The organism is Luteibacter sp. TLI7-4A (assembly GCF_056754745.1).
The window spans coordinates 2,565,309-2,590,594 of record NZ_JBPGWO010000001.1; the positions used below are offsets into that span (position 1 = coordinate 2,565,309).

General features: G+C 64.5%; 23 protein-coding genes and 1 pseudogene. 10 read left to right on the top strand and 14 right to left on the bottom strand.

Annotated features, from left to right (window positions below; all coding sequences use genetic code 11):
• Nucleotides 1–47 precede the first annotated feature (47 nt).
• Nucleotides 48–1,649 carry a glycosyltransferase family 39 protein gene (locus ACR9Y6_RS11335; protein ID WP_481281368.1) on the bottom strand — a complete coding sequence of 534 codons (1,602 nt, stop codon included), beginning with the start codon at nucleotides 1,647–1,649 and terminating at the stop codon, nucleotides 48–50.
• A 118-nt stretch (nucleotides 1,650–1,767) separates the two neighbouring features.
• Between ACR9Y6_RS11335 and ACR9Y6_RS11340 the strand changes: the two genes are divergently transcribed.
• Complete coding sequence (locus tag ACR9Y6_RS11340; protein WP_481281369.1) at nucleotides 1,768–2,733, top strand: glycosyltransferase family 2 protein; 966 nt, start codon at nucleotides 1,768–1,770, stop codon at nucleotides 2,731–2,733.
• A 14-nt stretch (nucleotides 2,734–2,747) separates the two neighbouring features.
• Here ACR9Y6_RS11340 and ACR9Y6_RS11345 read toward each other — a convergent pair.
• The 6 genes and pseudogenes from ACR9Y6_RS11345 to ACR9Y6_RS11370 all read right to left on the bottom strand — a co-directional run.
• Nucleotides 2,748–3,230, bottom strand: a pseudogene (locus ACR9Y6_RS11345) (acyltransferase); the annotation flags it as partial.
• Nucleotides 3,227–5,056: a glutamine--fructose-6-phosphate transaminase (isomerizing) gene (gene glmS, locus ACR9Y6_RS11350; RefSeq protein WP_481281370.1), complete on the bottom strand. Its 1,830-nt coding sequence runs from the start codon at nucleotides 5,054–5,056 to the stop codon at nucleotides 3,227–3,229. The pseudogene ACR9Y6_RS11345 and the gene glmS, both read right to left, overlap by 4 nt.
• Nucleotides 5,057–5,071: 15 nt before the next feature.
• Nucleotides 5,072–6,442 (bottom strand): pyridoxal-phosphate dependent enzyme, encoded by a 1,371-nt coding sequence (locus ACR9Y6_RS11355; RefSeq protein ID WP_481281371.1) that lies wholly within the window; start codon nucleotides 6,440–6,442, stop codon nucleotides 5,072–5,074.
• Nucleotides 6,443–6,622: 180 nt separating this feature from the next.
• Complete coding sequence (locus ACR9Y6_RS11360; RefSeq protein ID WP_481281372.1) at nucleotides 6,623–6,850, bottom strand: HP1242/YdcH family protein; 228 nt, start codon at nucleotides 6,848–6,850, stop codon at nucleotides 6,623–6,625.
• 358 nt (nucleotides 6,851–7,208) lie between these two features.
• Nucleotides 7,209–7,874 (bottom strand): DUF4398 domain-containing protein, encoded by a 666-nt coding sequence (locus ACR9Y6_RS11365; protein ID WP_481281373.1) that lies wholly within the window; start codon nucleotides 7,872–7,874, stop codon nucleotides 7,209–7,211.
• Nucleotides 7,874–8,401, bottom strand: coding sequence for a DUF4398 domain-containing protein (locus ACR9Y6_RS11370; protein WP_481281374.1), 528 nt, complete (start codon nucleotides 8,399–8,401; stop codon nucleotides 7,874–7,876). The genes ACR9Y6_RS11365 and ACR9Y6_RS11370 overlap by 1 nt, the downstream gene beginning before the upstream one ends.
• Nucleotides 8,402–8,494: 93 nt before the next feature.
• On the opposite strand from ACR9Y6_RS11370, the gene ACR9Y6_RS11375 reads away from it, so the two are divergent.
• A complete protein-coding gene (locus ACR9Y6_RS11375) occupies nucleotides 8,495–9,604 on the top strand; it encodes a PilT/PilU family type 4a pilus ATPase (protein ID WP_481281375.1) in 1,110 nt (369 codons plus the stop codon).
• Between the two features lie 230 nt (nucleotides 9,605–9,834).
• On the opposite strand, the gene maiA is transcribed toward ACR9Y6_RS11375, so the two are convergent.
• Entirely contained in the window at nucleotides 9,835–10,485 is a 651-nt protein-coding gene (gene maiA, locus ACR9Y6_RS11380; protein ID WP_481281376.1) for a maleylacetoacetate isomerase, read from the bottom strand.
• 323 nt (nucleotides 10,486–10,808) lie between these two features.
• Between maiA and ACR9Y6_RS11385 the strand changes: the two genes are divergently transcribed.
• The 4 genes from ACR9Y6_RS11385 (at nucleotide 10,809) to ACR9Y6_RS11400 (ending at nucleotide 14,243) form a co-directional block, all read left to right on the top strand.
• Nucleotides 10,809–11,990 (top strand): phosphoglycerate kinase, encoded by a 1,182-nt coding sequence (locus tag ACR9Y6_RS11385; RefSeq protein WP_481281377.1) that lies wholly within the window; start codon nucleotides 10,809–10,811, stop codon nucleotides 11,988–11,990.
• Nucleotides 11,990–12,640, top strand: coding sequence for an HAD hydrolase-like protein (locus ACR9Y6_RS11390; protein ID WP_481281378.1), 651 nt, complete (start codon nucleotides 11,990–11,992; stop codon nucleotides 12,638–12,640). Before ACR9Y6_RS11385 ends, ACR9Y6_RS11390 begins: the two co-directional genes overlap by 1 nt.
• Nucleotides 12,641–12,808: 168 nt before the next feature.
• Nucleotides 12,809–13,204, top strand: coding sequence for a hypothetical protein (locus ACR9Y6_RS11395; protein WP_481281379.1), 396 nt, complete (start codon nucleotides 12,809–12,811; stop codon nucleotides 13,202–13,204).
• 265 nt (nucleotides 13,205–13,469) lie between these two features.
• Complete coding sequence (locus ACR9Y6_RS11400) at nucleotides 13,470–14,243, top strand: hypothetical protein (protein WP_481281380.1); 774 nt, start codon at nucleotides 13,470–13,472, stop codon at nucleotides 14,241–14,243.
• A gap of 62 nt (nucleotides 14,244–14,305) precedes the next feature.
• Here ACR9Y6_RS11400 and tkt read toward each other — a convergent pair whose 3' ends face one another.
• The gene (tkt, locus tag ACR9Y6_RS11405; protein WP_481281381.1) at nucleotides 14,306–16,318 is read right to left on the bottom strand and encodes a transketolase; all 2,013 of its coding nucleotides are present in this window, start codon (nucleotides 16,316–16,318) and stop codon (nucleotides 14,306–14,308) included.
• Between the two features lie 226 nt (nucleotides 16,319–16,544).
• On the opposite strand from tkt, the gene ACR9Y6_RS11410 reads away from it, so the two are divergent.
• The gene (locus ACR9Y6_RS11410) at nucleotides 16,545–17,276 is read left to right on the top strand and encodes an outer membrane protein (RefSeq protein ID WP_481281382.1); all 732 of its coding nucleotides are present in this window, start codon (nucleotides 16,545–16,547) and stop codon (nucleotides 17,274–17,276) included.
• Between the two features lie 215 nt (nucleotides 17,277–17,491).
• Nucleotides 17,492–18,076 carry a porin family protein gene (locus ACR9Y6_RS11415; RefSeq protein WP_306850746.1) on the top strand — a complete coding sequence of 195 codons (585 nt, stop codon included), beginning with the start codon at nucleotides 17,492–17,494 and terminating at the stop codon, nucleotides 18,074–18,076.
• 81 nt (nucleotides 18,077–18,157) lie between these two features.
• Here ACR9Y6_RS11415 and ACR9Y6_RS11420 read toward each other — a convergent pair whose 3' ends face one another.
• The 4 genes from ACR9Y6_RS11420 to ACR9Y6_RS11435 all read right to left on the bottom strand — a co-directional run bounded on the left by ACR9Y6_RS11420 (nucleotide 18,158) and on the right by ACR9Y6_RS11435 (nucleotide 22,502).
• Nucleotides 18,158–19,183, bottom strand: a complete 1,026-nt coding sequence (locus tag ACR9Y6_RS11420) for a class I fructose-bisphosphate aldolase (RefSeq protein WP_481281383.1) — start codon at nucleotides 19,181–19,183, stop codon at nucleotides 18,158–18,160.
• Nucleotides 19,184–19,288: 105 nt separating this feature from the next.
• Nucleotides 19,289–19,732 carry an energy transducer TonB gene (locus ACR9Y6_RS11425; protein ID WP_481281384.1) on the bottom strand — a complete coding sequence of 148 codons (444 nt, stop codon included), beginning with the start codon at nucleotides 19,730–19,732 and terminating at the stop codon, nucleotides 19,289–19,291.
• A gap of 441 nt (nucleotides 19,733–20,173) precedes the next feature.
• The gene (gene pyk, locus ACR9Y6_RS11430; RefSeq protein ID WP_481281385.1) at nucleotides 20,174–21,643 is read right to left on the bottom strand and encodes a pyruvate kinase; all 1,470 of its coding nucleotides are present in this window, start codon (nucleotides 21,641–21,643) and stop codon (nucleotides 20,174–20,176) included.
• Between the two features lie 34 nt (nucleotides 21,644–21,677).
• Nucleotides 21,678–22,502 carry a S1/P1 nuclease gene (locus ACR9Y6_RS11435; protein ID WP_481281386.1) on the bottom strand — a complete coding sequence of 275 codons (825 nt, stop codon included), beginning with the start codon at nucleotides 22,500–22,502 and terminating at the stop codon, nucleotides 21,678–21,680.
• Nucleotides 22,503–22,675: 173 nt separating this feature from the next.
• Between ACR9Y6_RS11435 and gap the strand changes: the two genes are divergently transcribed.
• Both gap and ACR9Y6_RS11445 read left to right on the top strand, forming a co-directional pair.
• The gene (gene gap, locus ACR9Y6_RS11440; protein WP_481281387.1) at nucleotides 22,676–23,692 is read left to right on the top strand and encodes a type I glyceraldehyde-3-phosphate dehydrogenase; all 1,017 of its coding nucleotides are present in this window, start codon (nucleotides 22,676–22,678) and stop codon (nucleotides 23,690–23,692) included.
• 79 nt (nucleotides 23,693–23,771) lie between these two features.
• Nucleotides 23,772–24,311, top strand: coding sequence for a hypothetical protein (locus ACR9Y6_RS11445; protein ID WP_481281388.1), 540 nt, complete (start codon nucleotides 23,772–23,774; stop codon nucleotides 24,309–24,311).
• On the opposite strand, the gene ACR9Y6_RS11450 is transcribed toward ACR9Y6_RS11445, so the two are convergent.
• Nucleotides 24,301–25,281, bottom strand: coding sequence for a fumarylacetoacetate hydrolase family protein (locus ACR9Y6_RS11450; protein ID WP_481281389.1), 981 nt, complete (start codon nucleotides 25,279–25,281; stop codon nucleotides 24,301–24,303). The genes ACR9Y6_RS11445 and ACR9Y6_RS11450 overlap by 11 nt on opposite strands.
• Nucleotides 25,282–25,286 lie beyond the last annotated feature (5 nt).

Genomic DNA, 25,286 nt, shown 5'->3' on the forward strand with positions numbered 1-25,286 from the left:
GGTTCCGGCGATTCAGCGCTCTATTGTCGCCGCACCGGCCCCGCCCCTCAAGGCCGAGGGGCTTCGCCAAGGCTACCGCGCAGCCAATGGAATACCGGCTCGCCCTCCCGGGAAAGAAAGGTACGACGTTCCGCTGAAGGCACACCGCTAGCCTGCAAGGCCCGCCGATAGCGGTCCTCATCGCCAGCATTCCAGTAAACGAGGCGAAATTCGGTGATGCCGTCTTCCTTGAGCTGGTCGATCGTGCCGGGCTCGATGTCCACCCTGTAGGGAACGCGATTCTCCGTGAGGAAGGCGAACGAAGTGAAGAATCCCCACTCAGGGAAAAGGTAGGCGACATTCTTCGGTACGCCGCGCGCCTCGATGGCCAGTGTCGTCAACGCGTCGCTGCTATGCCCCCGGCCTCCCGTCTTGGCGAGCCATTCGTGGAAGCGAGTCTGCTGGAACAAATTGCCGCCGAGTACGACGGTCCCCAGCACCACGAGAGCAGCGGCCCGCGCACGCGGGGCCGGCTGGCGAATCGTCGCAAAGATCTGGACCATCAGCAGCGCGGGCAGCAGGTAGACGAATGGCAGCAACACGCTGAAGTGGTGGGCCCAGAGCCGATGACCGAACAAGGAGGCGACCGCGACGAACGAGATCGGCATCACCGCCGGCAGGATCGTCATCGTCAAGCGCGGCTGACGTCCGAGCAGGTGAATGATGCCGAGTACGACCAGGCCCAGGACACTGACTGCAAGCCACCATACCTTGCTTGCACCCCAAGGACCGGATATCGCCTGGCCGAAGATCATGCCCTCGTTGGCGGCATCGCTCGTCGCCAGGCCGACCATGTCCCACGCGTAAGTGAGGTTGTTCCCCGAGGCACCACTGGCGTCGAAGGGTTTCAATTGACCCAGCATCCCGCGCACGAACTCGAGCGTCGGCTCCAGGCCGTGTTTCTTCGCTAGCAGCGACAGGAAGCCGAGCAGGAAGGGGCTTACGCCAAGGACGGCGCCCGCCACCCAACGCCCCCAGTCGCGACGGGGGACCCAGCACGCGACCAGCAAGGCCATGGCGGGTGCGAAGAACGAGAGGACGAAGTAGCCATAACTGGCGAGGCCGAAAAACACGCCCGACCAGAAAACGCGGCGACGCACGATCCGGGATCCGATCTCGGCGGGAAGCGCCAGCAGCATCGATAGGATGAACCACGCCGCGCCGCCAAGCACGATGTAGAACTGGGTACGAAACGACGCGGTAAATGCGAGTTCCGTAGCAAGGCCGATGCTCACTGCAAAGGCCACGCCACGCGATCCCGTGAGCCGGCGGGTCAGGTGGTACAGCGCCAGCAGCAGGATAACGCCGAACACCGCCTGTTCGAAGCGAAGGGAAGTGACGCTGAACCCAGCCACGGCGAAAAAGGGCAGGCCCAGGTAGGCATTCTGCATACCGTGGTAGAAGCTGCCGAGGATGGGAAAGATCTTCGACGGTATGCCTGCCCCGGGGTTATGGCCGTGGTGCAGCCAGCGCGCAGCGAGAAAGTCGGGGTTCGCCGCGTCCATATAGATGCCGGGTAGGTCCGCATGGAGAAGGACGAGGCCCAGGAATATCGCCAGGGGCAGCACCCACGCGCGACGAGTGACCCATGCTTGCTTCCAGTGAACCAAGGCGATCCCCTTTGACACGCGCCCCGGTGGCGGCGCCGGCGATTATACAATCAGCTGATTGATGCGCCGATCTCCCAATCGAGGCACGTCGCCTGATCCTCCGAAGGACGAACGTCACATGCAGACTGATATTCCGGGTAAAGACCAGGACATCGCCGTACTGATCCCCTGCTTCAACGAGGCATTGGCGATAGCCCGGGTGATACGGGACTTCCGCGCTGCACTCCCGCATGCCCGCATCCACGTGTTCGACAATGCGTCCACGGACCGCACGGTCGACATTGCCAGGGAAGCTGGAGCGATCGTGCGCACGGTAGACCTCCGAGGCAAGGGCAACGTGGTGCGGAGGATGTTCGCGGATGTGGATGCCGATATCTACGTACTGGTCGATGGGGACGCGACCTATGATGCTTCCCGTGCGCCTGTGATGATCGAGCGGTTGCTGCAAGAAGGGGCCGACATGGTCGTCGGCGTACGCAAGGACGACAAGCTCGCAGGGGCTTACCGAAGCGGGCATCGACTCGGCAATCGGATGCTCACCGGCTGCGTGGCGATGATCTTCGGCGGCACGTTCACCGACATGTTATCGGGCTACCGCGTCTTCACCCGCCGCTATGTGAAATCCTTCCCCGCCCTGTCGGCCGGCTTCGAAACGGAAACGGAACTGACCGTGCATGCGCTCGAATTGCGCATGCCATGGAGCGAGGTGGACACACCCTACTCCACCCGCCCGGAAGGCTCGGAGAGCAAGCTTTCGACTTACAAGGACGGCCTGCGCATAGTGCGGATGATCCTGCGCCTGTTCGTTGCGGAGCGACCTTTGCAATTTTTCGGGATCGTGGGTGCACTATCGCTCGTCATCGGCATCGTCATAGCCGTGCCCTTATTGACGACCTACCTTGCCACCCATGAAGTACCACGGCTTCCTACGGCACTGCTATCCACGGGCCTGGCGCTCATGGCGGCGATCTCGCTGGTGTGTGGCGTGATCATGGACGCCGTCACCCGCGGCCGCAGGGAAATGAAGCGGCTGTTCTATCTGGGTATCCCCGGCCCCACCAAACCTGACGACGCCATGCGCTAGACGACGGTACCGCCAGAGGATGGCGCATCGTCCACATAGCCGATGACGCGCGCGGGATTGCCGACGACGATGGCCCTTTCGGGCACGTCGTGCGTAACCACCGCTCCGGCCCCGATCATTGCCCTGGGGCCGATCTCAAGACCCGGCAGGATCGTGGCTCCCCCGCCGATCGACGCACCTGACCGGACCACCGTCTGCTGGAACGGGTGGGAGTACTCCCGCGACCGCGGAAACCGATCATTGGTAAACGTCACATTCGGCCCGACAAAAACGTCATCCTCAAGCCGCACCCCGTCCCACAACTGCACGCCACTCTTCACCGTCACCCGATCGCCGACGACCACATCGTTCTCGATAAAACAGTGCGAGCAGATATTGCAGTCGTCGCCGATCGCCGCCCCGGGCAGGATCACCACGAACTGCCACACCCGCGTCCGTTCGCCGATGCGCAACGACTGCACATCGGCGAGGGCATGGATATACGGCTGATCGGTCATTCGACGGTGACCGACTTGGCCAGGTTCCGCGGCTGATCCACATCGGTCCCGCGCTGCACCGCCACGTGGTACGCCAGCAGCTGCATCGGCACGGTAAACACCGCCGGAGCGATCAGGTCGCCGCCACCGTCCACGCGCACGGTGGCGATATGAGCCGTGTCCGTGTCCATCTCGGCACGCTCATCCGCGAAGACGATCAGCTCGCCGCCCCGCGCCCGCACTTCCTGCAGGTTGGACTTCAGCTTGTCCAGCAGCGGGCCATTCGGTGCCACGGCGACGATCGGCATGTTCTCGTCCACGAGCGCCAGCGGGCCATGCTTCAGCTCACCCGCCGGATACGCCTCGGCGTGGATATAGGATATCTCCTTGAGCTTGAGCGAGCCTTCCAGGGCCACCGGATACTGCGCGCCGCGCCCAAGGAACAACGCGTGCTGTTTGTTGATGAAGTGGTCGGCGATCTTCAGGATCTCCGGCTCGCTCTTCAGCGCGTTCTCGATATAGCGCGGCAACGACTGCAGTTCCTTGCAGTGGTCGAGGTACCGGGCACCGTCCAGGCCGCGACGGCGGCCGAGATCCAGCGCCAGCAGCGCGAAGGCGGCCAGCTGGGTGGTGAAGGCCTTGGTCGAGGCTACGCCGATCTCGGGGCCCGCCCGGGTCATCAGGCGCAGGTCGGACTCACGCACCACCGAGGACTCCGGCACGTTGCAGATGGCGAAAGTGGCGAGGTAGCCACGGCGGCGTGATTCGCGCATCGCGGCCAGGGTATCGGCGGTTTCACCCGACTGCGACACGGCCACGAACAAGGTGTTTTCCGGCACCACCACGTCGCGGTAGCGGTACTCGCTGGCCACTTCGACCACGACCGGGATGCGTGCAAGTTCCTCGATCCAGTACTTGGCGACCATGCCGGCGTGATAGCTGGTGCCGCAGGCGACGATGTGGATGCCACGGGTCTTGTCGAGGATGGGATCGGCGTCGATGCCGAAGATGTTCGGCAGCACGCCATGCGGCCCGATGCGGCCTTCCAGCGTATCGGCGACGGCGCGCGGCTGCTCGAAGATTTCCTTCTGCATGTAGTGGCGATATTCGCCACGCTCGACGGAGTCGGCGCTGATTTCGCTTTCATGCGCGGTGCGGTCCACGCGCTGGCCATCGAGGTTGAACACCTCGGCGGTGTCACGGGTGATCTCGACGATGTCGTCCTCCTCGAGGTACATCATCCGGTTGGTGACCTTGATCAGCGCCTGCGCGTCGGAACCCAGGAAGTGCTCCCCGATGCCGATGCCGACCAGCAAGGGGCAACCACGGCGCGCACCGACGATGCACTCGGGCTCGTCGAGGCTCATCACGGCGATGGCGTAGGCACCTTCCAGTTCGCGCACGGCGGCGGTCACCGCCTCACGCAGCGGCTTTCCCGCCTGTACGTGCTCGTCGATCACCGCGCCCATCACCTCGGTATCGGTTTCCGAGTTAAAAGTTCGGCCCTTGGCTTTCAGCGACTCGCGCAACGATGCGTAGTTCTCGATGATGCCGTTGTGCACGATCGCGATGCGGCCCTGCACATGCGGGTGTGCATTCTTCTCGCTCGGCACGCCGTGCGTCGCCCAGCGCGTGTGCGCGATACCCGTACCGCCACGCACGGGATCGGCGTCATAGAGGGCTTCCATCTCGCGAACCTTGCCTTTGGCACGCACCCGGCGGATCTCCCCGCCATCGGCGATGGCCATGCCTGCGGAATCGTAGCCCCGGTATTCCAGGGCTTTCAGGCCGGCGATGAGAATGGGCGCTATGTCACGCTGTGCGACTGCGGCGACGATTCCACACATGACGCTTCCCCTTCCTTAATTGACTTTGCGACGCAGGTAGTTGAGCAGATCGATACGCGTGATGAGGCCGAGGAACTGTTCGCCATCCATCACGATCGCCACATGCCCCTTCTCAAACACAGGCAGCAGCGCCTCGATCGGCGAGGTGACCTGGAGCATTTCCGGCGATGCGATCATCGCCGTCGACACGGGATCGCGAAACCGGGTTTCGTCCGCATGCACGTGCAGGAGCACGTCGGATTCGTCCAGGATGCCGACCAGGCGGTCATCCTCCATCACCGGCAGCTGCGACACGTCGTACAGCTTCATGCGATTGTAGGCGGTGATCAGCATGTCGTCCGGCTTCACCACCACCGTGTCGCGCTGGGCATACGGGCGCAGGATGAGATCGCGCAGGTCACCGAAGCGCTCGCGTTCGAGGAAGCCGTTGTCGAGCATCCAGTAGTCGTTGTACATCTTCGAGAGGTACTTGTTGCCAGTGTCGCAGACCAGGGTGACCACGCGCTTCGGCGTGGTCTGTTCGCGGCACCACTTCAGCGCGGCGGCAAGGAGGGTGCCCGTGGATGAACCACCCAGCACGCCTTCCTTCGCCAGCAATTCGCGCGCGGCCAGGAAGCTTTCCTTGTCGCTGATGGCGTAGGCCTTCTTCACCATCGAGAAATCGCTGATCGAGGGAAGGAAATCCTCGCCGATGCCTTCCACCATCCAGCTGCCCGACTTCTCCGAGAGCGTACCTTCGTTGATGTACTGGGCCAGGATCGAGCCGACCGGATCGGCCAGCACGATCTCGGTGTTCGGCGAATGCTCGCGCAGGTAGGCGGTAAGGCCGCTCATCGTGCCGGACGAACCACAACCGACCACGATCGCGTCGACCTTGCCGCCGAGCTGCTCGAAGATCTCCGGACCCGTGGTCTGCACATGCGCCAGGGGGTTGTCCGGGTTGCCGAACTGGTTGATGAAGTAGGCCCCCGGCGTTTCGCGGGCGATACGCGCGGCCATGTCCTGGTAGTACTCGGGGTGGCCCTTGGCCACGTCCGACCGGGTGAGCACCACCTCGGCGCCCATGGCCTTGAGGTTGAAGATCTTCTCGCGGCTCATCTTGTCGGGAACGACCAGGATCAGGCGGTAGCCCTTCTGCTGTGCGACCAGCGCCAGCCCGAGGCCGGTGTTGCCGGCGGTGCCTTCGACCAGGGTATCGCCCGGCTTGATCTTCCCTGCGCGTTCGGCGCCCTCGATCATGGACCGGCCGATACGGTCTTTCACCGAACCGCCCGGGTTGGCGCTCTCGAGCTTCAGGAACAGTTCGCAACAGCCCGCATCCAGGTGCTGGGCACGCACCATGGGGGTGCGACCGATCAGTTCGAGGACGCTGTCATGAACACTCATTGGGACTCCGTGGGTGATCCGGCGCGGCCCCTTCGACCTCGCCCTTTGGGCGCACATGATAAAGGGTGGCGCGCTGAACCGATGCCCGGCTTCACGGCCGATCCAAAACGATGTATGGGAAGACCATAAAAAAACGGGCACGTTCCCGTGCCCGTTTCCGTCCTGCACCGGCCAGCCGGTTCAGTGTCGTGATTTTTGCCAGCTTTCCCACATTCGCTGGAGTTTCTCCTTGGCCTGCAGCTTTTCCTTCTTGAGTCCTACCAGGCTCTTGTCATCGATGGGCAGGCAGCCGATGTTGGCATCGTGCAGCTTGGTATCGAGTTCCTGGTGGCGGTAGAAGAGACGACGGGTTTCGGCATCGGCGTGGATGAACTTCTCGACGTCGTCGCGCTGCTGGTTTTCGAACATAGCAATCTCCTCGCGGTGGGATCGGCCCGCGGCGCGGACCGGTCGTGAGGGGAGACATGCGAGGCACTGTCCGCGCATCGGCGGAAGGGAGGATCGCGATGCGATGTGCCTGGTGAACGTACGCATGCTCCGGCAGGGCCGCCACGTGTTTTTCCCGTGACGGGAGTTCGAAGCTACTCCGCTCGCCAGGGGGGTGCAAGGGCGATTTTTCTGAATTTCCCGCAGAAAAAAGGTTGCCGGTGCAACGGTTTACGCGGCAGGCTTCCGCCAGGCGGAAGGCCACCTGCGTCGACGCCGCTTATGGGCTCCACAGCGCCGCCCCGCCCGGGAGGCGGGAGCGGCGGTGGTAGCGGACGGTTTAGTTGCCGCCGCCCTTCTTGCTCTTCTTGGGCGTGCTCGTTGCCGGCGTGGACGCGGGGGCGCCACCATCGGACGAGTTGATGTCGCGCATCGCGCGGGCGGCGGCTTCCGCCAGCGCGGCCTGCTTCTTGGCGGCGTTGGCCACCTTGGCCTGCGCAGCGGCCACCTGGCGGGCCTTCTCGCCTTCCGCCTTGGCCTGCTCCAGCGCCTGGGAATACTCCACGCCCTGCTGCTGCAGGCGGGCGGCCTCTTCCTGGATCATCTGGTTCTGCATGCGCTGTTGTTCGAGCTGGCGGCGGGCCATCTCGGCGTCGAGGCGGCTGGCCTCGAGCAGGATGGCGTCGTGCTCGCGGTCGAGCTGGGCGCTCTTGTTCTGGGCGTCCTGGTACTGGGCCATGGCCTTGGCGATGTCCACACGGCGCTCGGCGATGTACCGGTAGTGGGCGTGTTCCTTGTCCTTGGGCTTGAACTGGGCCATCTGGTTGATCGCCTCGCGGGCACGCGCCTGTTCCGCCTGGGCGTAGCCGCCGAGGGTCGGATCGGACGAGAGCTGGTCGAGGCTGGAATTCAGGCGGCGTACGTCGAGGTCGTCGGTGGCGGCCATGGCGCCACCCGCCGAAACGGCAAGGACCAGCGCGGAAAGGAGGAGAGTCGAGCGCTTCATCACTGGCCTCCCTGGTTGTCGTTCAGGGGCTGGGTCTGGCCGCCGGCGGGCGGCGGCGTGCTGTCCGTCGGCTCCGGCAGGACCGTCTCGGATTCCTGCACGTTGCTGGGAATCGGCACCGTATCATTGGCATGGTTGTCGATCATCTCGACACGCATCCGCGAGTTTTCCTGGCTCTTGGCGGTGTTCTGGGCACGGGCGGCGCCGAGGCGAGCCTTGGCGCGAGCCAACTCGCTGTCCGCGCGGGACTCCTCGGCCAGCGCGGCCGCCTCGTCGTACTTGCGGCTGGCCATGGCCGCCTGGGCCTGGCGGAACTTGCTTTGCGCGTAATCGAGGTCGACCGGCGCATAATCGGCCGCCCCCGCATCGCGCGCGGCTTGAAGTTGGGCGAGGGCCTGGTTCATGGCGCCATCGGGCGGGGGCACGCTGGCACAGCCAGCGAGGGTGGCGATCGCCATGGCCAGGGCGGCCACGGCAAGGAGCCGGCGGCCCTGGGACAGGGCTTTCGACGGCAAGTTGTGCACCATCACTCGTTCCTCATACAGATTTGCGAGATATTGTCGATATACAGGTCAGTGAGACCGTCGTCTCGATTGTAATGCGAACGCCCGGGGGTTTAGGTGGATATCGGTTATTTCCTGAAGCTAATGGTGGACAAGGGCGCGTCGGACATGTTCCTGACGACCGGCGCCCCCGTGAACATCAAGGTGGAAGGCAAGCTTTACCCGCTCGGAAATACCGGCCTGCCGAGCGGCATGGTCAAGAAAATCGCCTATTCGCTGATGGACGAGGGCCAGGTGCCCCAGTTCGAGCGCGACCTCGAGCTCAACATGGCCCTGGCCGTGAAGGAAGCCGGCCGCTTCCGCATCAACGTGTTCAAGCAGCGCGGCGAGATCGGCATGGTCATCCGTGCGATCAAGAGCGAGATCCCCTCGCTGGAAGAACTGCGCCTGCCCACGATCTTCCGCGACCTCATCATGGAGCCGCGCGGCCTGATCCTGGTCGTGGGCGCCACCGGCTCGGGCAAGTCGACCACCCTGGCCGCGATGCTCGACCATCGCAACAACAACAGCTCGGGCCACATCCTCACCATCGAGGACCCGATCGAGTACCTGCACCGGCACAAGCGCTCCATCGTGAACCAGCGTGAAGTGGGGCTCGACACCCACAGCTATCACGAGGCGCTGAAGAACGCGATGCGCGAGGCGCCGGACGTGATCATGATCGGCGAGATCCGCGACACGGACACCATGGAGGCCGCCATCTCGTTCTCCGAGACCGGTCACCTGTGCCTGGCCACCCTGCACTCCAACAACGCCGACCAGACGCTGGAGCGCATCCTCAACTTCTTCCCGGAATCGGCGCACAAGAACGTGCTGATGAACCTCGCCCTCAATCTGCGCGCGGTGATCAGCCAGCGCCTGGTGATCGGCAAGGACGGCCGTCGCATGCCGGCCACCGAGGTGCTGCTCAACACCCCGCTGATCCGCGACATGATCCGCCGTGGCCAGATCCACGAGGTGAAGGACGCGATGGATCGCAGCCTGCAGGAAGGCATGCAGACCTTCGACCAGTCCCTCTACCGCCTGTACAAGGACGGCCTGATCACCCTCGACGAGTGCCTCAACAAGGCCGACTCGCGCGACGGCCTGGCGCTGAAGATCCGGCTCTCGGAAGGCGCGTCCGGTAACGAGTTCGCGTCGAGCGACCCGTACGGGATCGGCGTCTAGCCACTCGATAGCGCTCAAGTGTGAGAGCCACTGGGTGTGGGCTGGGTGTGGGAGCCATTGCCGCTGTGGGAGCCGCTTCAGCGGCGATGGAGGCTTGCCTCCACTTGGCCCGCTGCCGCGGGATCGCCGCTGAAGCGGCTCCCACAGCGGCAATGGCTCTCACACCAGTCGGTTCTCACACGTTTCGCGGCTCCCACATTTAATCTCAGGGGCGCCCCGTAATCCCAAAGTCAACGCGGAGCATCCGGCTGCGCCTCCGGCGCGGCCCGCTGGAACGCTTCCAACGCCTGGCAAGCCTCCGCCACCCTACGGATCGTCGGATAAGGCGCCAGGTCCACTCCCCAGCGCACGGCGTTGTAGAACTGCGGCACGAGACAGGCATCGGCCAGGGTGGGTGTATCGCCATGGCTGTAGCGGCCGGTCGGTCCCTGCGCCAGCAAGGCCTCGAGTCCGTTGAACCCATGGGCGATCCAACGGCGCGACCACGCCTCCTTCGCCGCCGTATCGGCTCCGAACTCCGACTCGATGGCCTTGAGCACCCTGAGGTTGCCCAGCGGGTGGATGTCCGCCGCGACCGCTTGCATCAATTCGCGGACACGCGCCCTTCCCTGCGCATCGGCCGGCATCAGGGGCGGCGTGGGCCGCGTCTCGTCGAGGTACTCCATGATCGCCATCGACTGGCGGATGACGCGGTCGCCATCGAGCAGCGTGGGTAGCTGCGCCTGCGGGGAGACCGCGCGGTAAGCAGGTTTCAGGTGCTCGCCGCCGTCGTTGACCAGGTGGATGGGCCGGGCTTCGTAGTCGAGCCCCTTGAGGTTCAGGGCGATGCGTACGCGATAGACGGCGCTGGAGCGCCAGTAGGTGTAGAGGACGAGGGACATGCGGCTTCCTTCTATGGCGTGGCGGATTCTAATGGGTGGAGGCGGGGAAGCCTTGCCGCGCTGCCGCGCGGATCGCCGACAAGGTCGGCTCCCACCAAAGCATTACGGCAGCACCGACAGGGTCGGGGGCCCACCCAAGCATTACGGCATCGCTGGCAGGTCGGGTCCCACCAAAGCGCTGCGGGATCTCCGATAGGTCGGGTCCCGCCAACTCTCCTGGCTGCGGCCTGGTGGGAGCCGACCCTGTCGGCGATCGGATTTGCCCCACCCTCCAAGGGCGCGGACAATATCCGTTTCCCCTCGACCCAGAGCTGGAGTCCACCGTGTCCGTCACCCGCATGCAAGACCTCGACCTGCGCGGCAAGCGCGTGCTGATCCGCGAAGACCTCAACGTCCCCGTGGAGAACGGCAAGATCACCTCCACGCAGCGCCTGGATGCCGCCCTGCCCACCATCGTCGCCGCGCGCGACGCCGGCGCGAAGGTCATGGTCATTTCCCACCTGGGTCGCCCGAAGGAAGGCGAGTTCGACGAGGCTTCCTCCCTGAAGCCGGTCGCCGAATGGCTGGGCAAGAAACTCGGCAAGGACGTGCGCCTGGTCCGCGACTACCTGGAAGGCGTCGACGTGGCCGACGGCGAAGTGGTCGTCCTCGAGAACTGCCGCATGAACGTCGGTGAAGGCAAGGACGACGAGACTCTTTCGAAGAAGTACGCCGCGCTGTGCGACATCTTCGTCATGGACGCCTTCGGCACCGCGCACCGCGCCCAGGCTTCCACCCACGGCGTGATCCGCTTCGCACCGGTCGCCGCCGCCGGTCCGCTGCTGGCGAAGGAACTCGACGCACTGGGCAAGGCGCTCGAGAACCCCGACCACCCGCTGCTGGCGATCGTCGCCGGCTCGAAGGTATCGACCAAGCTCGAACTGCTGCAGAACCTCGTCGGCCGGGTCGACCAGCTGATCGTCGGCGGCGGTATCGCCAATACCTTCATCCTCGCCGCGGGCCACAAGGTCGGCAAATCGCTGGTCGAGGCCGACCTGCTCGATACCGCGAAGAAGATCATGGCCGATGCCAAGTCGCGCGGCGCCGAGGTACCGGTTCCGACGGACGTCGTCGTCGCCACGGAATTCTCCGCCGACGCCAAGGCCACGGTGAAAGCCGTCGACCAGGTGGGCGACGACGAGATGATTCTCGACATCGGCCCCGATACGGCCAGGCGCTACGCCGATTTGATCGCCAAGGCGGGCACGGTCGTGTGGAACGGTCCGGTCGGCGTGTTCGAATTCGACGCGTTCGGCAAGGGTACCGAGACGCTGGCACGCGCCATCGCCGCGTCGAAAGCCTTCTCGATCGCGGGCGGTGGCGACACTCTCGCAGCGGTCGACAAGTACGGTATCGAGGACGGCGTCTCCTATATCTCCACGGGCGGCGGCGCTTTCCTCGAATTCCTCGAAGGCAAGGAACTGCCGGCGGTCGCCGCGCTCCAGGCCCGTGCGGATAGCAAGTAATGCTGATCCTCTTCGACCTCGACGGCACCCTGATCGACTCGGAGATCGGCATCTTCGCCGGCGTTCGCCATTCGCTGGCGAGCGTCGGCGCGGAAGCGCCCGACGACACGGTACTGCGTTCCTGGATCGGCCCGCCGTTGCGCGTCAGCTTTGGCGAAGTCCTCGACGGTGACAGCATTCGCGTGGAAGCGGCGGTCGCCGCGTACTCCCAGCGTTTCCGCGAGATCGGCTGGTCCGAGCACACGGTCTACGACGGCATCGCGGATACCATCGCATCCCTCGCCGGCGCGGGCCACCGCCTGGCGGTGGTGACGAGCAAGGTGCGTGCACATGCGGAACCCATCCTCGCCCACCTCCCCTTCGGCCACCTCTTCGAACGCCTTTACGCCCCCGGCCCTGCCACGGCGCATAGCGAGAAGGCCGAGATGATCGCGGCGGCGCTGGCCGACTTCGGCCACCCCGCCGACGACACGATCATGGTCGGCGATCGTCGCTTCGACATCGAAGGCGCGGTTGCCAATCGTGTGCGTGGCCTCGGCGTGCTGTGGGGGTTTGGCGATCGTGACGAGTTGGAAACCGCGGGTGCCTGGAAGGTGATCGAAAAGCCGACGGAGATCGGCTCGCTTGCAGGGATACTCGTTCCAGGCTGACGAGCGGCGGCATCTCCATATTTAGACGCGACGTAGGTCCAGTGGCGGGACTGGCAATTACAACCATCCCCCACACAAGGTTGCGGCAGCAGCTTATGTTTTGCCATCAAGAGGCTACCTAACCTGGCTGACCGGTGCGGCTGATCGCACGTCATCCATGGACAAATCATGCGCGCGCGTTCCATCAGCCTCATTGCCACAATCGCCGCGCTTATACATATGGCGTCAATGAACGCCACGGTCGCTGCTGCCACCAGATTTCCTGAATCGTCGGTCCGAAATGCCGCGATTGCGCATGCATCTGCCGGCACGTGGACGTCTCCTCTGCAAGCACAACTTCCAGCGGCACAACGCGAAGCGGAAATACGGTTTCGTAAGTCCCATGCCTCGCCGCGACAATTCCATCGATCCGCCCGATGGACGACCGATGCGGCGATCTTCGCGCTTTCCGCGATCGGGGTTATCCAAGGACACGGCAGGGACAATACCAGCGATATCGGGAAACCTCCTTTGCAGACATCGCAGCTTCTCGACCGCCCCGCTATCCAAGGCGGAATTCGATAGACGATCGTCTATAGGCGAATTGACATCATGGGTGACGGTGCGTGTGATTTTCGGCCTTTTGGACAAGTTCGAAAGGCGTCAATCTGACTCGCCAGGGCAGCACGAGTCTGGTTGCCCCACAAGAAGACGACGCTAGACTGACCGCTGACGAGTTGATGGATGGCACTGTAAAAAGGATCTCGCTGATACGAGTCGATTCCGTTTCCGCCTATCGTGTCTTTCGCTATCGACAGATGGCGAAAGACAAAAAATCCAGGAAGGGAATATGACTACGATTCGATTGGCCGGAATGATGGCAATTGCCCTCGGCGCACTTTTTTCTGACACGACATGGTCGAGGGTACTGGAACCTGGGCAGAGCATTGCCGTCAACGAGCCACTCTTGTCAGAGGACAACCGCTATTACGGAACGCTACAGCCCGACGGAAACTTCGTCGTGTATCAAAACTATGGAACTCATCGCGCAGTTTGGTCCACACGCACGGTGGGGAAGGGAGCGGTCCGTGCGATGCTCCAGGCAGATGGTGACTTCACGCTGCTCAATGCAGGCAATGTTCCAGTGTGGCGGACCAACTCAAGAGGGCCCTATCGAAAGTTCGCGATTACCGAGCACGGCCAAGCCATGGTTCTGACGGTGACAGACTGGTGGACAAGCAAGACAGGCGACCCTCGATTCAAACAACAAAATGCGCTGATCTTTCCGTTCGGATTCCATTTTGAGAAGGGACGACAGTACGAACAGGGCATGTACGGATTTAGTCTGCAACACGATGGAAACATGGTGTTGAAGCGACATGGGGCGCCCATCTGGGCATCGCACACATACGGCGCCACATATGCACACGTCGGACACGGGCTGATCATCGGCGACGCGAATGGCGAGCGATTTCGGATGAAGGGACGTTACAAGGAGGCTGCGCCGGGTACCGCTCTCTACACCAAGCTCGGGTCCGTCGCCGTATTCCCTGATGGAAATCTCGTGGCTTACCGTGCCACGCCAGTCTGGAGCTCACCGCGCGACTGGTACGAGACCAATTGACCGTATCTAACGAATAGCGGTGTCAGCAAAAAAGAGGCCCCCTTCCGGGGGCCTCGCTCGTCTTACTTGATCACACTCTTCACCGCATCCACCACGGCCGTGGTGGTGATGCCGAAGTGTTCATACAGCTTGTCGATCGGGGCGGAGGCGCCGAAGGTCGTCATGCCGACCGCCTTGCCATCCAGGCCGATGTACTTCGACCAGAAGTCGACGCTGGCCGCTTCCACCGCCACGCGGGCGCGGCACCACGACGGCAGGACGCCTTCGCGGTATTCGACCGGCTGGGCGTCGAACTCTTCCGTGCAGGGCATCGAGACGACGCGGACCGGCACGCCCTGGTCGCCCAGCGCCTGCGCGGCCTCGACGGCGATGCCGACTTCCGAGCCGGTGGCGATGATGATCGCCTTGAACTTCTCCTGCGATTCCCAGAGGACGTAGCCGCCCTTCTCGATATCGGCGACCTGCTGTTCGGTGCGCGGATTGTGCTTGAGGTTCTGGCGCGAAAAGATCAGGCACGACGGATTGCCCGCACGCTCGATGGCCTTCTTCCAGGAAACCGCCGACTCCACGGCATCGGCCGGGCGCCACACGCGATTGTTCGGGATGAGGCGCAGCGAGCCCAGGTGCTCCACCGGCTGATGGGTGGGACCGTCTTCGCCCAGGCCGATCGAGTCGTGGGTATAAACATGGATCGCGTGCGCCGGGATCAGCGCCGACATGCGCACGCCGTTGCGGGCGTAATCGGAGAAGACCAGGAAGGTGGCATCGTAGGGAACGAAGCCGCCGTGCAGGGCGATGCCGTTCGAAATCGCCGTCATGCCGAACTCGCGCACGCCGTAGTGGATGTAGTTGCCTTCGGCACCACCGGTGGCGATGTTCTTCGAACCCTTCCAGATGGTGAGGTTCGACGGGGCGAGGTCGGCCGAGCCGCCGATCAGTTCCGGCAGGAGCGGGCCGAAGGCGTCGAGCGCCATCTGCGAGGCCTTGCGCGAAGCGACCACGGGACCTTCGGCTTGCAGCTTCTTGATGTAGGCGGCGGCGCTTTCCTTCCAGTTGGACGGCAACTCGCCGGCGATGCGGCGCTTGAATTCGGCGGCGAGTTCCGGGAACTCCTTCGCGTACGCGTCGAACTTGTCGTTCCAGGCCTTCTCGGCCTTGGCACCGGCTTCCTTGGCGTCCCACGAGACGTAGATCTCTTCCGGGATCTCGAACGGGCCGTACTTCCAGCCCAGCCTTTCACGAGCGGCCTTCACTTCGTCCGGACCCAGCGGGGCGCCGTGCGAGGATTCCTTGCCTTCCTTGTTCGGAGCGCCGAAACCGATCACGGTCTTGCAGATCACCAGCGAGGGCTTCTCGCTCTGCGAGGTGGCGGCGGCGATGGCCTTCTTGATCGCTTCGGCGTCGTGGCCGTCCACCGGCTTGTCGTCGTCACCGACGACCACGTTCCAGCCGTACGCACGGAAGCGCTCGGCGGTGTTGTCGGTGAACCAGTCGTGGACTTCGCCATCGATCGAGATGCCGTTGTCGTCGTAGACGGCCACGAGCTTGCCGAGCTTCAGCGTGCCCGCGAGCGAGCAGACTTCGTGCGAGATGCCTTCCATGAGGCAGCCGTCACCGACGAACACGAAGGTGTGGTGATCGACGATGTCGTGACCGGGACGATTGAAGCGCGCAGCCAGCACTTCCTCGGCGATGGCGAAACCGACGGCGTTGGCGAGGCCCTGGCCGAGCGGCCCCGTGGTGGTCTCGACGCCCGGCGTGTGGTGGTACTCGGGGTGGCCCGCGGTGCGGAAGCCCAGCTGGCGGAAGTGCTTGAGGTCCTCGATGCCGAGGTCGTAGCCCGTGAGGTGGAGCAGCGCGTATTGCAGCATCGAACCGTGGCCATTCGACAGCACGAATCGGTCGCGGTTGGGCCAATGCGGATTGGTCGGGTTATGGTGGAGGAAATCGCCCCACACCACTTCAGCGATGTCGGCCATGCCCATCGGCATGCCCGGGTGCCCGGATTTGGCGGCTTCGACACCATCCATGGCCAGTGCGCGGATCGCGTTTGCGCGTTCGCGGCGTGTCGTCATCGGCGTTCTCCAGTTAACAGGCGGCGGAAAAACCCCGATTGTCGCGCATTGGTTCCTGCTTGTCGTGGATGTTCGTGCCGCAGCGCACAAGTTAACCCCGCCTTAATCTTTTGACACCGATTTTTGAATCTCTTCAGGTACGAGGGGTTCTAATCGTTCACGGCCATCGACCTCCCCCATCCCCCAACCGGACGGTGGCCGCCCCGAAAAGAAGAGGAACATCCCCATGAAAAAGGCAGCTCTTGCCCTTGCGGTTTCTTGCGTTTCCTTCGCGGCCATTCCGGCCTTCGCCCAGGACAGCAACCCTGCTGTGTCCGGCAATTACCAGCCCAGCCAGGCCGTGGGTAGCGGCAACTGGTTCATCGGCGCCAACGTCGGCCGTACCAACGGCAGCGACACCGGTGGCTTCGGCAGCGATACCGGTGGATTCAACTTCCTCCACGGCGAGAAAGACCGTCGCACGGGCTACGGCCTGCTCGGTGGCTACCGCTGGAAGGTCGGTCCTGACCTCGGCCTCGGTGTCGAGGCGGGTTACACGGACCTCGGCAACTATCGTGTGAAGAACGTCTTCGAGTCGGGCCAGGATGTGGACCAGAAGGGCACGCGCAATGCGCTGCGTGGCTGGATGGTCGGCGTCAACGGCAAGATCAACCTCGTGCCGCAGTGGTACATCAGCGCGCACGGCGGTTACTTCCGCGCCAATGACAACAACCAGAACTACAACAACAGCGTGGGCCAGGATCTCGGCTTCTCCAGCGGCGGTCGTCCGGATCGCGGCAGCTGGTACGCCGGCCTCGGCACCGGCTGGGACGTCAACGAGCATTTCGGCGTGGGTGTCAGCTATGACTACTTCCATGCCGACGCCGGCAAGGTCCGCAACAACACCACGGGCGAAGTCTCCCGCGGTCTGAAGCGTTCCACCGGCATCGTCTCGCTCGCCGGCGAATATCGCTTCTAAGTTTCACGCGACAACGGACCTTCAACGATTGAGCCGCGACGCCACCCCGTCGCGGCTTAATCGTTTCTTAATACTGCACTAAGCGGTATTGAATCTATCGGACGGCCCCACATCTAACGTTCTACGCACGGCACCCCCGCTCGTGCGCCGCAGCGCATACGGCATTCCCCCATGGCCGCGCAGCGAACAAGAACAAGAAGCAGGAGAGATCCACCATGAAGAAGACCCTTATCGCCCTCGCCCTGGTCGCCGCCGGCATGGCCGCGGCTCCCGCTTTCGCGCAGGACGCCAATGGCGCCGGCGGTTGGTTCATCAACGGCAATGTCGGTCGCACGTCGGTCGACAAGGACCGCTACGACGGTCATGACACCGGCTACGCACTCAACGGTGGTTATCGCTGGACCGTGACCCCCTGGGCCGCCCTGGGTGTCGAGGCTGGCTATAACGACCTCGGCAACATCAACGCGAAGAACTTCTTCAACGGCGACCGCGTCGTCGATCGCCGCAAGTCGGAACTGCATGGCTGGACCGCGGGCGTGAACGGCCACTTCAACGTCGATCCGAAGTGGTACATCAGCGGCCGTGCCGGTATCTACGGCTGGAAGGGCCACGGCGTCAGCAACGACGACGTCACCCGTCGCGACCTCGACAAGACCAGCTGGTATGCCGGTGTGGGCGTGGGCTACGACTTCACGCCGAACTGGAGCCTGGGCATCAACTACGACCACTACGACGCGAAGAAGGACGGCCTGGACCTGTCGACGAACATGACCTCGGTCTCGGCGGAATACCGCTTCTAAGCCAGCTTCGGCTTCGGTCGAAACAAAAAACCCGGCGCTTCGCAGCGCCGGGTTTTTTTCTGGGCGAAACCGGAGGGACTATCAGCCGCCCTTCTTCCAGCGGCCGAGCGCGGCGTCGCCGTTTTCCTTCGCACGCGCGTAGACCACGTCCTGGGCCTTCTTCACGTTGTTCTGCTGGTCCTTCGACCAGACGTTCAGCGCCTCGGCCACCAGCGCGCGACCGTAGGAGAAGCTGACCGGCCACGGGTGCGGGCCCATCTGATTGATGATGTTCAGGTGTTCGGTGGCCTGGGCGTCGGTCTGGCCGCCGGAGAGGAAGACGATACCCGGCAGGGTCGCCGGCACGGTGGTCTTCAGGACGCGGATGGTGGCATCGGCGACTTCTTCCGGCGTGGCCTGGGCTTCCTTGGGCGCGTGCTTGCCCGGGATCACCATGCTGACCTTCAGGATGGTGCCCTCGAGCATCACGTTCTGCTCGTACAGCGCGTTGAACAGGCTGCGCAGGACGGCCTCGTGCACCTCGTAGCTGACGTCGAGGTCGTGCGTGCTCTCCGGGCCGTCCATGACGATTTCCGGCTCGACCATCGGCACCAGCCCGGCTTCCTGGCACAGCGCCGCGTAGCGGGCCAGCGCGTGCATGTTGGCCTCGATGGCGGTAGAGCTGGGGTTGTCCTCGGTGATGTTGATCACCGCGCGCCACTTGGCGAACTGCGCGCCGAGCTGGGCGTATTCCTTCAAGCGGTCACGCAGGCCGTCGAGGCCCTCGGTGATCATGTCGCCAGGGAAGCCAGCGAGCGGCACCGGGCCCTTGTCCACCTTGATGCCCGGGATGATGCCGGCCTTCTTCATGGCCTCGACCAGGGGCACGCCATCCTTGGTCTTCTGCCGGATCGTCTCGTCGAACAGGATCGCGCCCGAGATGTGCTCACCGAGCTTCGGCGTGGTCAGCAGGAGCTCGCGGTAGGCGCGCCGGTTTTCCTCGGTGTTCTCGACACCCGCGGCGTCGAAGCGCTTCTTGATCGTGCCGGTCGACTCGTCGACGGCGATGATGCCCTTGCCCGTGGCAACCATCGCCTGCGCGATCTGTTCGAGGTTTTCGATGCTCATGACAACTCCGTGGAAGTAGTGGTATGCCCCGCGAAACCTGGGGGGCGGATGCAAAAACCGGCGGAGTATATGGGAATACCCCGTGGACGCCGTTGTGCGGCGCGATCAACTGGTCTGGTCGTACCCGGGCAGCTTGCACTGGCTCAGGATCGAGGCCTTGCGGGTCGGATCGTCGGGCAGGTTGAAACCGGCGACGTAATAGGTCTGCACGGGCTCGGCGGTACCGTTCTGCGAGCCCTTCACGTAAACCAGCTGCTTCACGATGCTGACGCCCACCTGGCCCAGGTCGCCTTCCGGGACGACCTTCGCGATCGTGGGATTTCGCGTCCTGCCGTCGGAGCCGATCATGTAGGTGACGGCGACACAACCGGGCTGGTTGAGGTTCTTGCCCGTGTTGGGCACATCGGCGTCGATGGTCTTGTTCGTGAGGAACCAGTAGCCGGTGAGGCGCTCGGGAGCGACGCGGCGTACGGTCTGCGCCGCGGCGGTGCCGGCGGCGAGGAGGAGGACGGCGGCGATGGCGCCGGTGCGGAAGCTGATGCGGATCATGACGCCCTCGTGGATTTGCCAGGGCGTCGAGTTTACTCCCGCCGGGGGATGCGGTGCGTGTGAAATCGTGCGGTCGGCAACGGAGCCGGCCCGCGACGTGGGCCGCGCCCTTTGTAGGAGCCCTATGTGGAGGCCCTTTGTGGGAGCCCTTTGTGGAGGCTCTATGTGGGAGCCCCTTGTGGGAGCCGCTTCAGCGGCGACGGGGTGCTCGCCCCAAGCTGCATCGATGAGAGGATGCCGCGACCGGGAATCGCGGACAGGGTCCGCTCCCACCAAGCCGGTAGTCCCGGCAGTCCCGGCAGTCCCGGTAGTCCCGGTGGTTCCGGTAACTCCGGTTATTCCGGTAGCTCCCGTGGTCCCGGGAGCTCCGGTGATTCCGGGAGCCGATGCTCTGTGGGAGCGGACCCTGTCCGCGATAGGCGCCGAAGGCGACCCGACCCGTTACAGGTCGCGCAGGCTATCCGCGATGCCGTCTTCGCCGATGACCAGCAACTTCAGCGTATTGGTACCGCCACCCCGGCCGATATGGTCGCCGTGGGTGAGGATCACGCGGTCGCCCCGGGTCAGCTTGCCCAGCGCGAACAGGTGCTGGAGCGCGGCACGCGCGGTATGCGCGGGATCGAGGTTGCTCTGCTCGAAGTCCACCGGCTGCACGTCGCGCAACACCAGCATGCGGCGGCGGGCCATGTCGGACGGCGACATCGCGTAGATAGGCACGGCGAAACGATAGCGCGACAGCCACTGCGCGGTGGCACCGGATTCGGTCAGCGCGACGATCGCGCGAACGCCGACCTGGGCCGCCAGCAGCATCGCCGCGAGGGCGATGGCCTGGTCGGAACGGTCGATCGAGTGCGTGTCCGGACGCAGGTCGTCGCGCGGCTCGAACTGGCGCTCGGCACCCAGGCAGATGCGGCGCATCGCGGCCACCGCCTTGTCCGGATGCGCACCGGCCGCGCTCTCCTGCGAGAGCATCACGGCGTCGGTACCGTCGATCACGGCGTTGGCCACGTCGAGCACTTCGGCACGGGTCGGGATCGGCGCCGTGACCATCGACTGCAGCATCTGGGTCGCGGTGATGACCGAGCGGTTGCGCTGCACGGACTCACGGATGATCTTCTTCTGGAGACCCGGAAGCTCGGCGTCGCCGATCTCCACGCCGAGATCGCCACGGGCGACCATGACCACGTCGGAGGCGTCGATGATCTCTCCCAGCACGGGGATGGCGTCGGCGCGCTCGATCTTCGAGACGATGGCCGCGTCGCCACCGGCCTCGCGCAGAAGACGGCGCGCTTCGTGGAGGTCTTCCGCGGAACGGACGAAGGACACGGCCAGGAAGTCGGCGCCCATCTCGGCGGCGAGCTTGATGTCGTTACGATCCTTGTCCGACAGCGCCGCGACCGAGAGGCCACCACCCTGGCGGTTCAGGCCCTTGCGGTCGGACAGGCGACCACCGATCGCGACCCGGCAACGGATCTCGCTGCCGACGACTTCGACGACCGCGAGCGCGACCAGGCCATCGTCCAGCAGCAGGATGTCGCCGGCGGCCACGTCCTTGGGCAGGTCGTAGTAGCTCACGCCGACGCGGGTCTGGTTGCCCGGAGGCGCGTCGGGACGGCAGTCGAGCACGAAACTGTCGCCGGTCATCAGGTCGACCGGGCCACCCGCGAATTTCTCGATGCGGATCTTCGGGCCCTGCAGGTCGGCAAGGATGCCGACTTCGCGGCCGACCTTGTCGGCTGCCGCGCGTACCGCGGCGGCGCGGGCGCGATGGTCGTCCGGCTGGCCGTGCGAAAGATTCAGGCGGACGATATCCACGCCCTCCTCGAGGATCTTCTCGAGCATCCCCGGCGCATCGGTGGCGGGGCCTAGGGTGGCGACGATCTTGGTGCGGCGTACCTGGATTTCGGTCATGGAGGATTACCTTGTCTTGAATGCGGGGCGCGGATCAGTCCAGCGTCTTGTTGAGCAGGTCGGCGAGGCGCCTGGCCGCTTCACGCAGGCGAGTCTCGGCGATTGGCAGGTTCGTCGCCACGTAGGCATCGTCGATGCGGTGGCCGTCGGGATAAAACCCCGGAGTGGCCACGATCGAGCAGGATTCCTCCGCCCATTGCGCGTACGGGTTGTCGAATGGCGCGATCGGGCGCGGCAACTTCACGGGGCCTTCGGCGGCCAGGCGGTCCGCATAGGCCTGCCACTTGAGGTCACGGGTGTAGAGCATCTGCGAGTCCCACACGCGGTGCAGGTTCGTACCCTTGCCGTCGAACTGCACCTGGTACTCGTTGCCGCCCTTGTCGTCGCGGTTGCTCGCGTGCAACGGCTGGTGCACGTCGCCGACGAAGTGGACCACGAATTTCAGCGCCTCGGCACGTTCCGCGTTGGATTTGTGCCGGTCGCCAAGGATGGCCACGTACTTCTCCAGCCCGCCGACGACGCAACGACCGTCCGCGCAGTCGCGCGGCGGCACGTAATGACACTTCCCGTCGCGGAAATTCACGTAGTGCAGGGGCCCCGTGGCCTTGCCCAGGTCTTCCTTGCCGGGCATGTCGCGCAGATGGTCGGGCCAGCTGGCGATATCGGGCAGGGAGTCGGAACCGTCCGCCTTCAACAGCCGGGTCACTTCGGCGCGGGCCGAGGGGTCCAGTTGGCGCCAGGCCAGTTCGGCGACGATACGGTGGCCGATGTCGCCCCAGGCCTGCACGGTGGCGGCGAAGGCGGGAATGGCGAGGGCCAGCAGGGCGGCGATGGTGCGGCGCTTATGGAGGGCTTTCATGGACCAGCAAACGTTTCCGGGCGGGCGAACGGGCAAGTGTGCCACAGCCGGGCTGAGGTCCGGATGACAAATCGCGGCGATGCAGCAAGCAGGGCCAGGGGGCCTTCCGTTACCATGGAGGTTTACACCACCCGCCCCTACTTCGTTAGCACATCCCATCCCGGAGGCAGCACATGACCATCAAGGTCGCCATCAACGGTTACGGTCGCATCGGTCGCAACATCCTGCGCTCGCTCTACGAAGCGAAGAAGAACGGCCAGGACATCCAGATCGTCGCGATCAACGACCTCGGTAACGCCGAGACCAATGCCCACCTCACCCAGTACGACACGGCCCACGGCCGCTTCCCGGGCGACGTGTCGGTCGACGGCGGTGACCTGATCGTCAACGGCGACCGGATCAAGGTGTTCGCCGAGCGCGATCCGTCGAAGCTGCCCTGGGGCGAGCACGGCGTCGACGTGGTGATGGAATCCACCGGCTTCTTCACCTCCAAGGCCAAGGCCGGCGCGCACATCGCCGGTGGTGCGAAGAAGGTCATCATCTCCGCCCCGGGCGACAAGGACGTGGACGGCACGTTCGTCATGGGCGTGAACGACGACAAGCTGACCTCGAAGCTCGAAGTCATCTCGAACGCTTCGTGCACGACGAACTGCCTTGCCCCACTGGCCAAGGTGCTGCATCAAAAGATCGGCATCGTTCACGGCCTGATGACCACCATCCACGCCTATACGAACGACCAGGTCCTGACCGACGTCTACCACTCGGACCTGCGCCGCGCCCGTAGCGCCACGCACAGCCAGATCCCGACCAAGACCGGCGCCGCCGCCGCGGTGGGCCTGGTGCTGCCGGAACTCAACGGCAAGCTCGACGGCTTCGCCATGCGCGTGCCGACGATCAACGTCTCGGTGGTCGACCTCACCTTCACCGCCGCGCGCGCCACGACCAAGGAAGAGATCGACGCCGCCATCAACGAAGCCGCGAACGGTTCGCTGAAGGGCATCCTCTCGGTCAATACGCAGCCGCTGGTCTCGATCGACTTCAACCACAACCCGCACTCGTCGATCTACGACGCGACGCAGACGCGCGTGATGGAAGGCACCCTGGTCAAGGTCCTCTCGTGGTACGACAACGAATGGGGCTTCTCGAACCGCATGCTCGACATGGCCAAGGCCTTGATGGCCGCGAAGTAAGCGCCGCCACAATCGAATAGGTACGGCCACGGGGGGCCCGCAGCGATGCGGGCCCCTTTTTTTGCATGGAGAATGACCGATGCACCAAGGATTCATCCTGGCCGGCTGCCTGTTGTGGTTCGCGCCGCCAGTCGCCGCGGCCGATTGCACCGCCACGCGGCCGTCGACGACGGACATCGTGGGTGAGGGCCTGTTGACCCCGTCGATGCCCATTGAACGACGCAGGAAGCTCGCCGACCGCCTGCTCTGCTCCGCACTCGCAGGGAACGCGGCAAGCCAGGAACTGGCGGGAACGCTCTACTACCAGGGGCCGTCACGAAAGGGGAACGTGCTGGCGCGCGACACGTTCCGGGCTCGCCACATGCTCACCGCGGCGGCGAACCGGGGACGTCGTCACGCGATGCACCGGCTTGCGGAGCTGGAGCTGTCCGATGGGCACCTCTATGAGGCCGCGCTTTGGACCCGCGTCGAGTACGTGATGCACGGGTCTCCGCTGCCGCCACTGGCGCACCTGAATCGCACGATCGAGGCCCGGATATCGCTGGATACCCGGCTGGAGGCCGACGTGCTCCTGAAGGTGGCGGCCATACGCGAAGCGATGGAGGCCGCTACGCCTTGACGATCGCCTGTTCGATCGAGCCGAAGATGGACACGCCATGCTCGTCGGTGACGTCGATCCGCACCGTGTCGCCGAACGACAGGAAGGGCGTGCTGGCCTTGCCGTCGCGAAGGGTTTCCACGGTCCGCTGCTCGGCAAGGCAGGACGCCCCCTTGGACGTGTCCTGGTTGGCGATCGTGCCCGATCCCACCAGCGTGCCCGCGGTCAGGGGACGCGTCTTCGCCACATGCGCCACGAGCTGGGCAAAATCGAACTGCATATCCACGCCGCACTCGGCTTCGCCGAACCACGCGCCATTGATCCACGTGCGCATCGGCAGGTGCAGCTTCTCGTCCCGCCACGCCTCGCCCAGTTCGTCGGGCGTGACGAACACCGGGGACAGCGCCGAACGCGGCTTCGACTGGAGGAAGCCGAACCCCTTCGCCAGCTCGGCGGGAATCAGCCCGCGCAGCGACACATCGTTGACCAGGCCTACGAGCTGGATATGCCCGGCGGCCTGCGCCGGGGTCACGCCCATCGGCACGTCGTCGGTCACCACCAGCACCTCGGCTTCGAGATCGATACCGAACGCTTCGCTCGATACGACCACCGGGTCACGTGGGCCGAGGAATCCGGCGCTCGTCGCCTGGTACATCAGCGGATCGGTGTAGAACGATTCCGGCACCTCGGCCCCACGCGCCTTGCGCACGCGCTCCACGTGCGGGAGGTAGGCGCTGCCGTCGACGAATTCATAGGCACGCGGCAAGGGCGCGGCGAGCTTCGCGATGTCCAGGTCGAACGCGCCCTCCACCTTGCCGGCGTTCAACGCTTCCGAAAGGGCATTGAGGCGGGGAGCCACCGCGTGCCAATCGTCCAGTGCCGCTTGCAGCGTCGGTGCGATGCCCGCGGCCTTCACGGCACGGGTGAGGGACCGATCGACCACGACGAGCGTGCCGTCGCGGCCGCCTTCCTTCAGCGAAGCGAGTTTCATGCTTT

What these genes read in the sequence shown, in the direction of transcription:
- ACR9Y6_RS11365 (WP_481281373.1), bottom strand. Translation starts at nt 7,874, where the DNA reads ATGAAGCGCTCGACTCTCCTCCTTTCCGCGCTGGTCCTTGCCGTTTCG.
- tkt (WP_481281381.1), bottom strand. Translation starts at nt 16,318, where the DNA reads ATGACGACACGCCGCGAACGCGCAAACGCGATCCGCGCACTGGCCATG.
- ACR9Y6_RS11400 (WP_481281380.1), top strand. Translation starts at nt 13,470, where the DNA reads ATGACTACGATTCGATTGGCCGGAATGATGGCAATTGCCCTCGGCGCA.
- ACR9Y6_RS11415 (WP_306850746.1), top strand. Translation starts at nt 17,492, where the DNA reads ATGAAGAAGACCCTTATCGCCCTCGCCCTGGTCGCCGCCGGCATGGCC.
- ACR9Y6_RS11435 (WP_481281386.1), bottom strand. Translation starts at nt 22,502, where the DNA reads ATGAAAGCCCTCCATAAGCGCCGCACCATCGCCGCCCTGCTGGCCCTC.
- ACR9Y6_RS11450 (WP_481281389.1), bottom strand. Translation starts at nt 25,281, where the DNA reads ATGAAACTCGCTTCGCTGAAGGAAGGCGGCCGCGACGGCACGCTCGTC.
- ACR9Y6_RS11390 (WP_481281378.1), top strand. Translation starts at nt 11,990, where the DNA reads ATGCTGATCCTCTTCGACCTCGACGGCACCCTGATCGACTCGGAGATC.
- ACR9Y6_RS11395 (WP_481281379.1), top strand. Translation starts at nt 12,809, where the DNA reads ATGCGCGCGCGTTCCATCAGCCTCATTGCCACAATCGCCGCGCTTATA.
- ACR9Y6_RS11355 (WP_481281371.1), bottom strand. Translation starts at nt 6,442, where the DNA reads ATGAGTGTTCATGACAGCGTCCTCGAACTGATCGGTCGCACCCCCATG.
- ACR9Y6_RS11340 (WP_481281369.1), top strand. Translation starts at nt 1,768, where the DNA reads ATGCAGACTGATATTCCGGGTAAAGACCAGGACATCGCCGTACTGATC.
- ACR9Y6_RS11420 (WP_481281383.1), bottom strand. Translation starts at nt 19,183, where the DNA reads ATGAGCATCGAAAACCTCGAACAGATCGCGCAGGCGATGGTTGCCACG.
- ACR9Y6_RS11360 (WP_481281372.1), bottom strand. Translation starts at nt 6,850, where the DNA reads ATGTTCGAAAACCAGCAGCGCGACGACGTCGAGAAGTTCATCCACGCC.
- pyk (WP_481281385.1), bottom strand. Translation starts at nt 21,643, where the DNA reads ATGACCGAAATCCAGGTACGCCGCACCAAGATCGTCGCCACCCTAGGC.
- ACR9Y6_RS11410 (WP_481281382.1), top strand. Translation starts at nt 16,545, where the DNA reads ATGAAAAAGGCAGCTCTTGCCCTTGCGGTTTCTTGCGTTTCCTTCGCG.
- gap (WP_481281387.1), top strand. Translation starts at nt 22,676, where the DNA reads ATGACCATCAAGGTCGCCATCAACGGTTACGGTCGCATCGGTCGCAAC.
- glmS (WP_481281370.1), bottom strand. Translation starts at nt 5,056, where the DNA reads ATGTGTGGAATCGTCGCCGCAGTCGCACAGCGTGACATAGCGCCCATT.
- ACR9Y6_RS11425 (WP_481281384.1), bottom strand. Translation starts at nt 19,732, where the DNA reads ATGATCCGCATCAGCTTCCGCACCGGCGCCATCGCCGCCGTCCTCCTC.
- maiA (WP_481281376.1), bottom strand. Translation starts at nt 10,485, where the DNA reads ATGTCCCTCGTCCTCTACACCTACTGGCGCTCCAGCGCCGTCTATCGC.
- ACR9Y6_RS11370 (WP_481281374.1), bottom strand. Translation starts at nt 8,401, where the DNA reads ATGGTGCACAACTTGCCGTCGAAAGCCCTGTCCCAGGGCCGCCGGCTC.
- ACR9Y6_RS11445 (WP_481281388.1), top strand. Translation starts at nt 23,772, where the DNA reads ATGCACCAAGGATTCATCCTGGCCGGCTGCCTGTTGTGGTTCGCGCCG.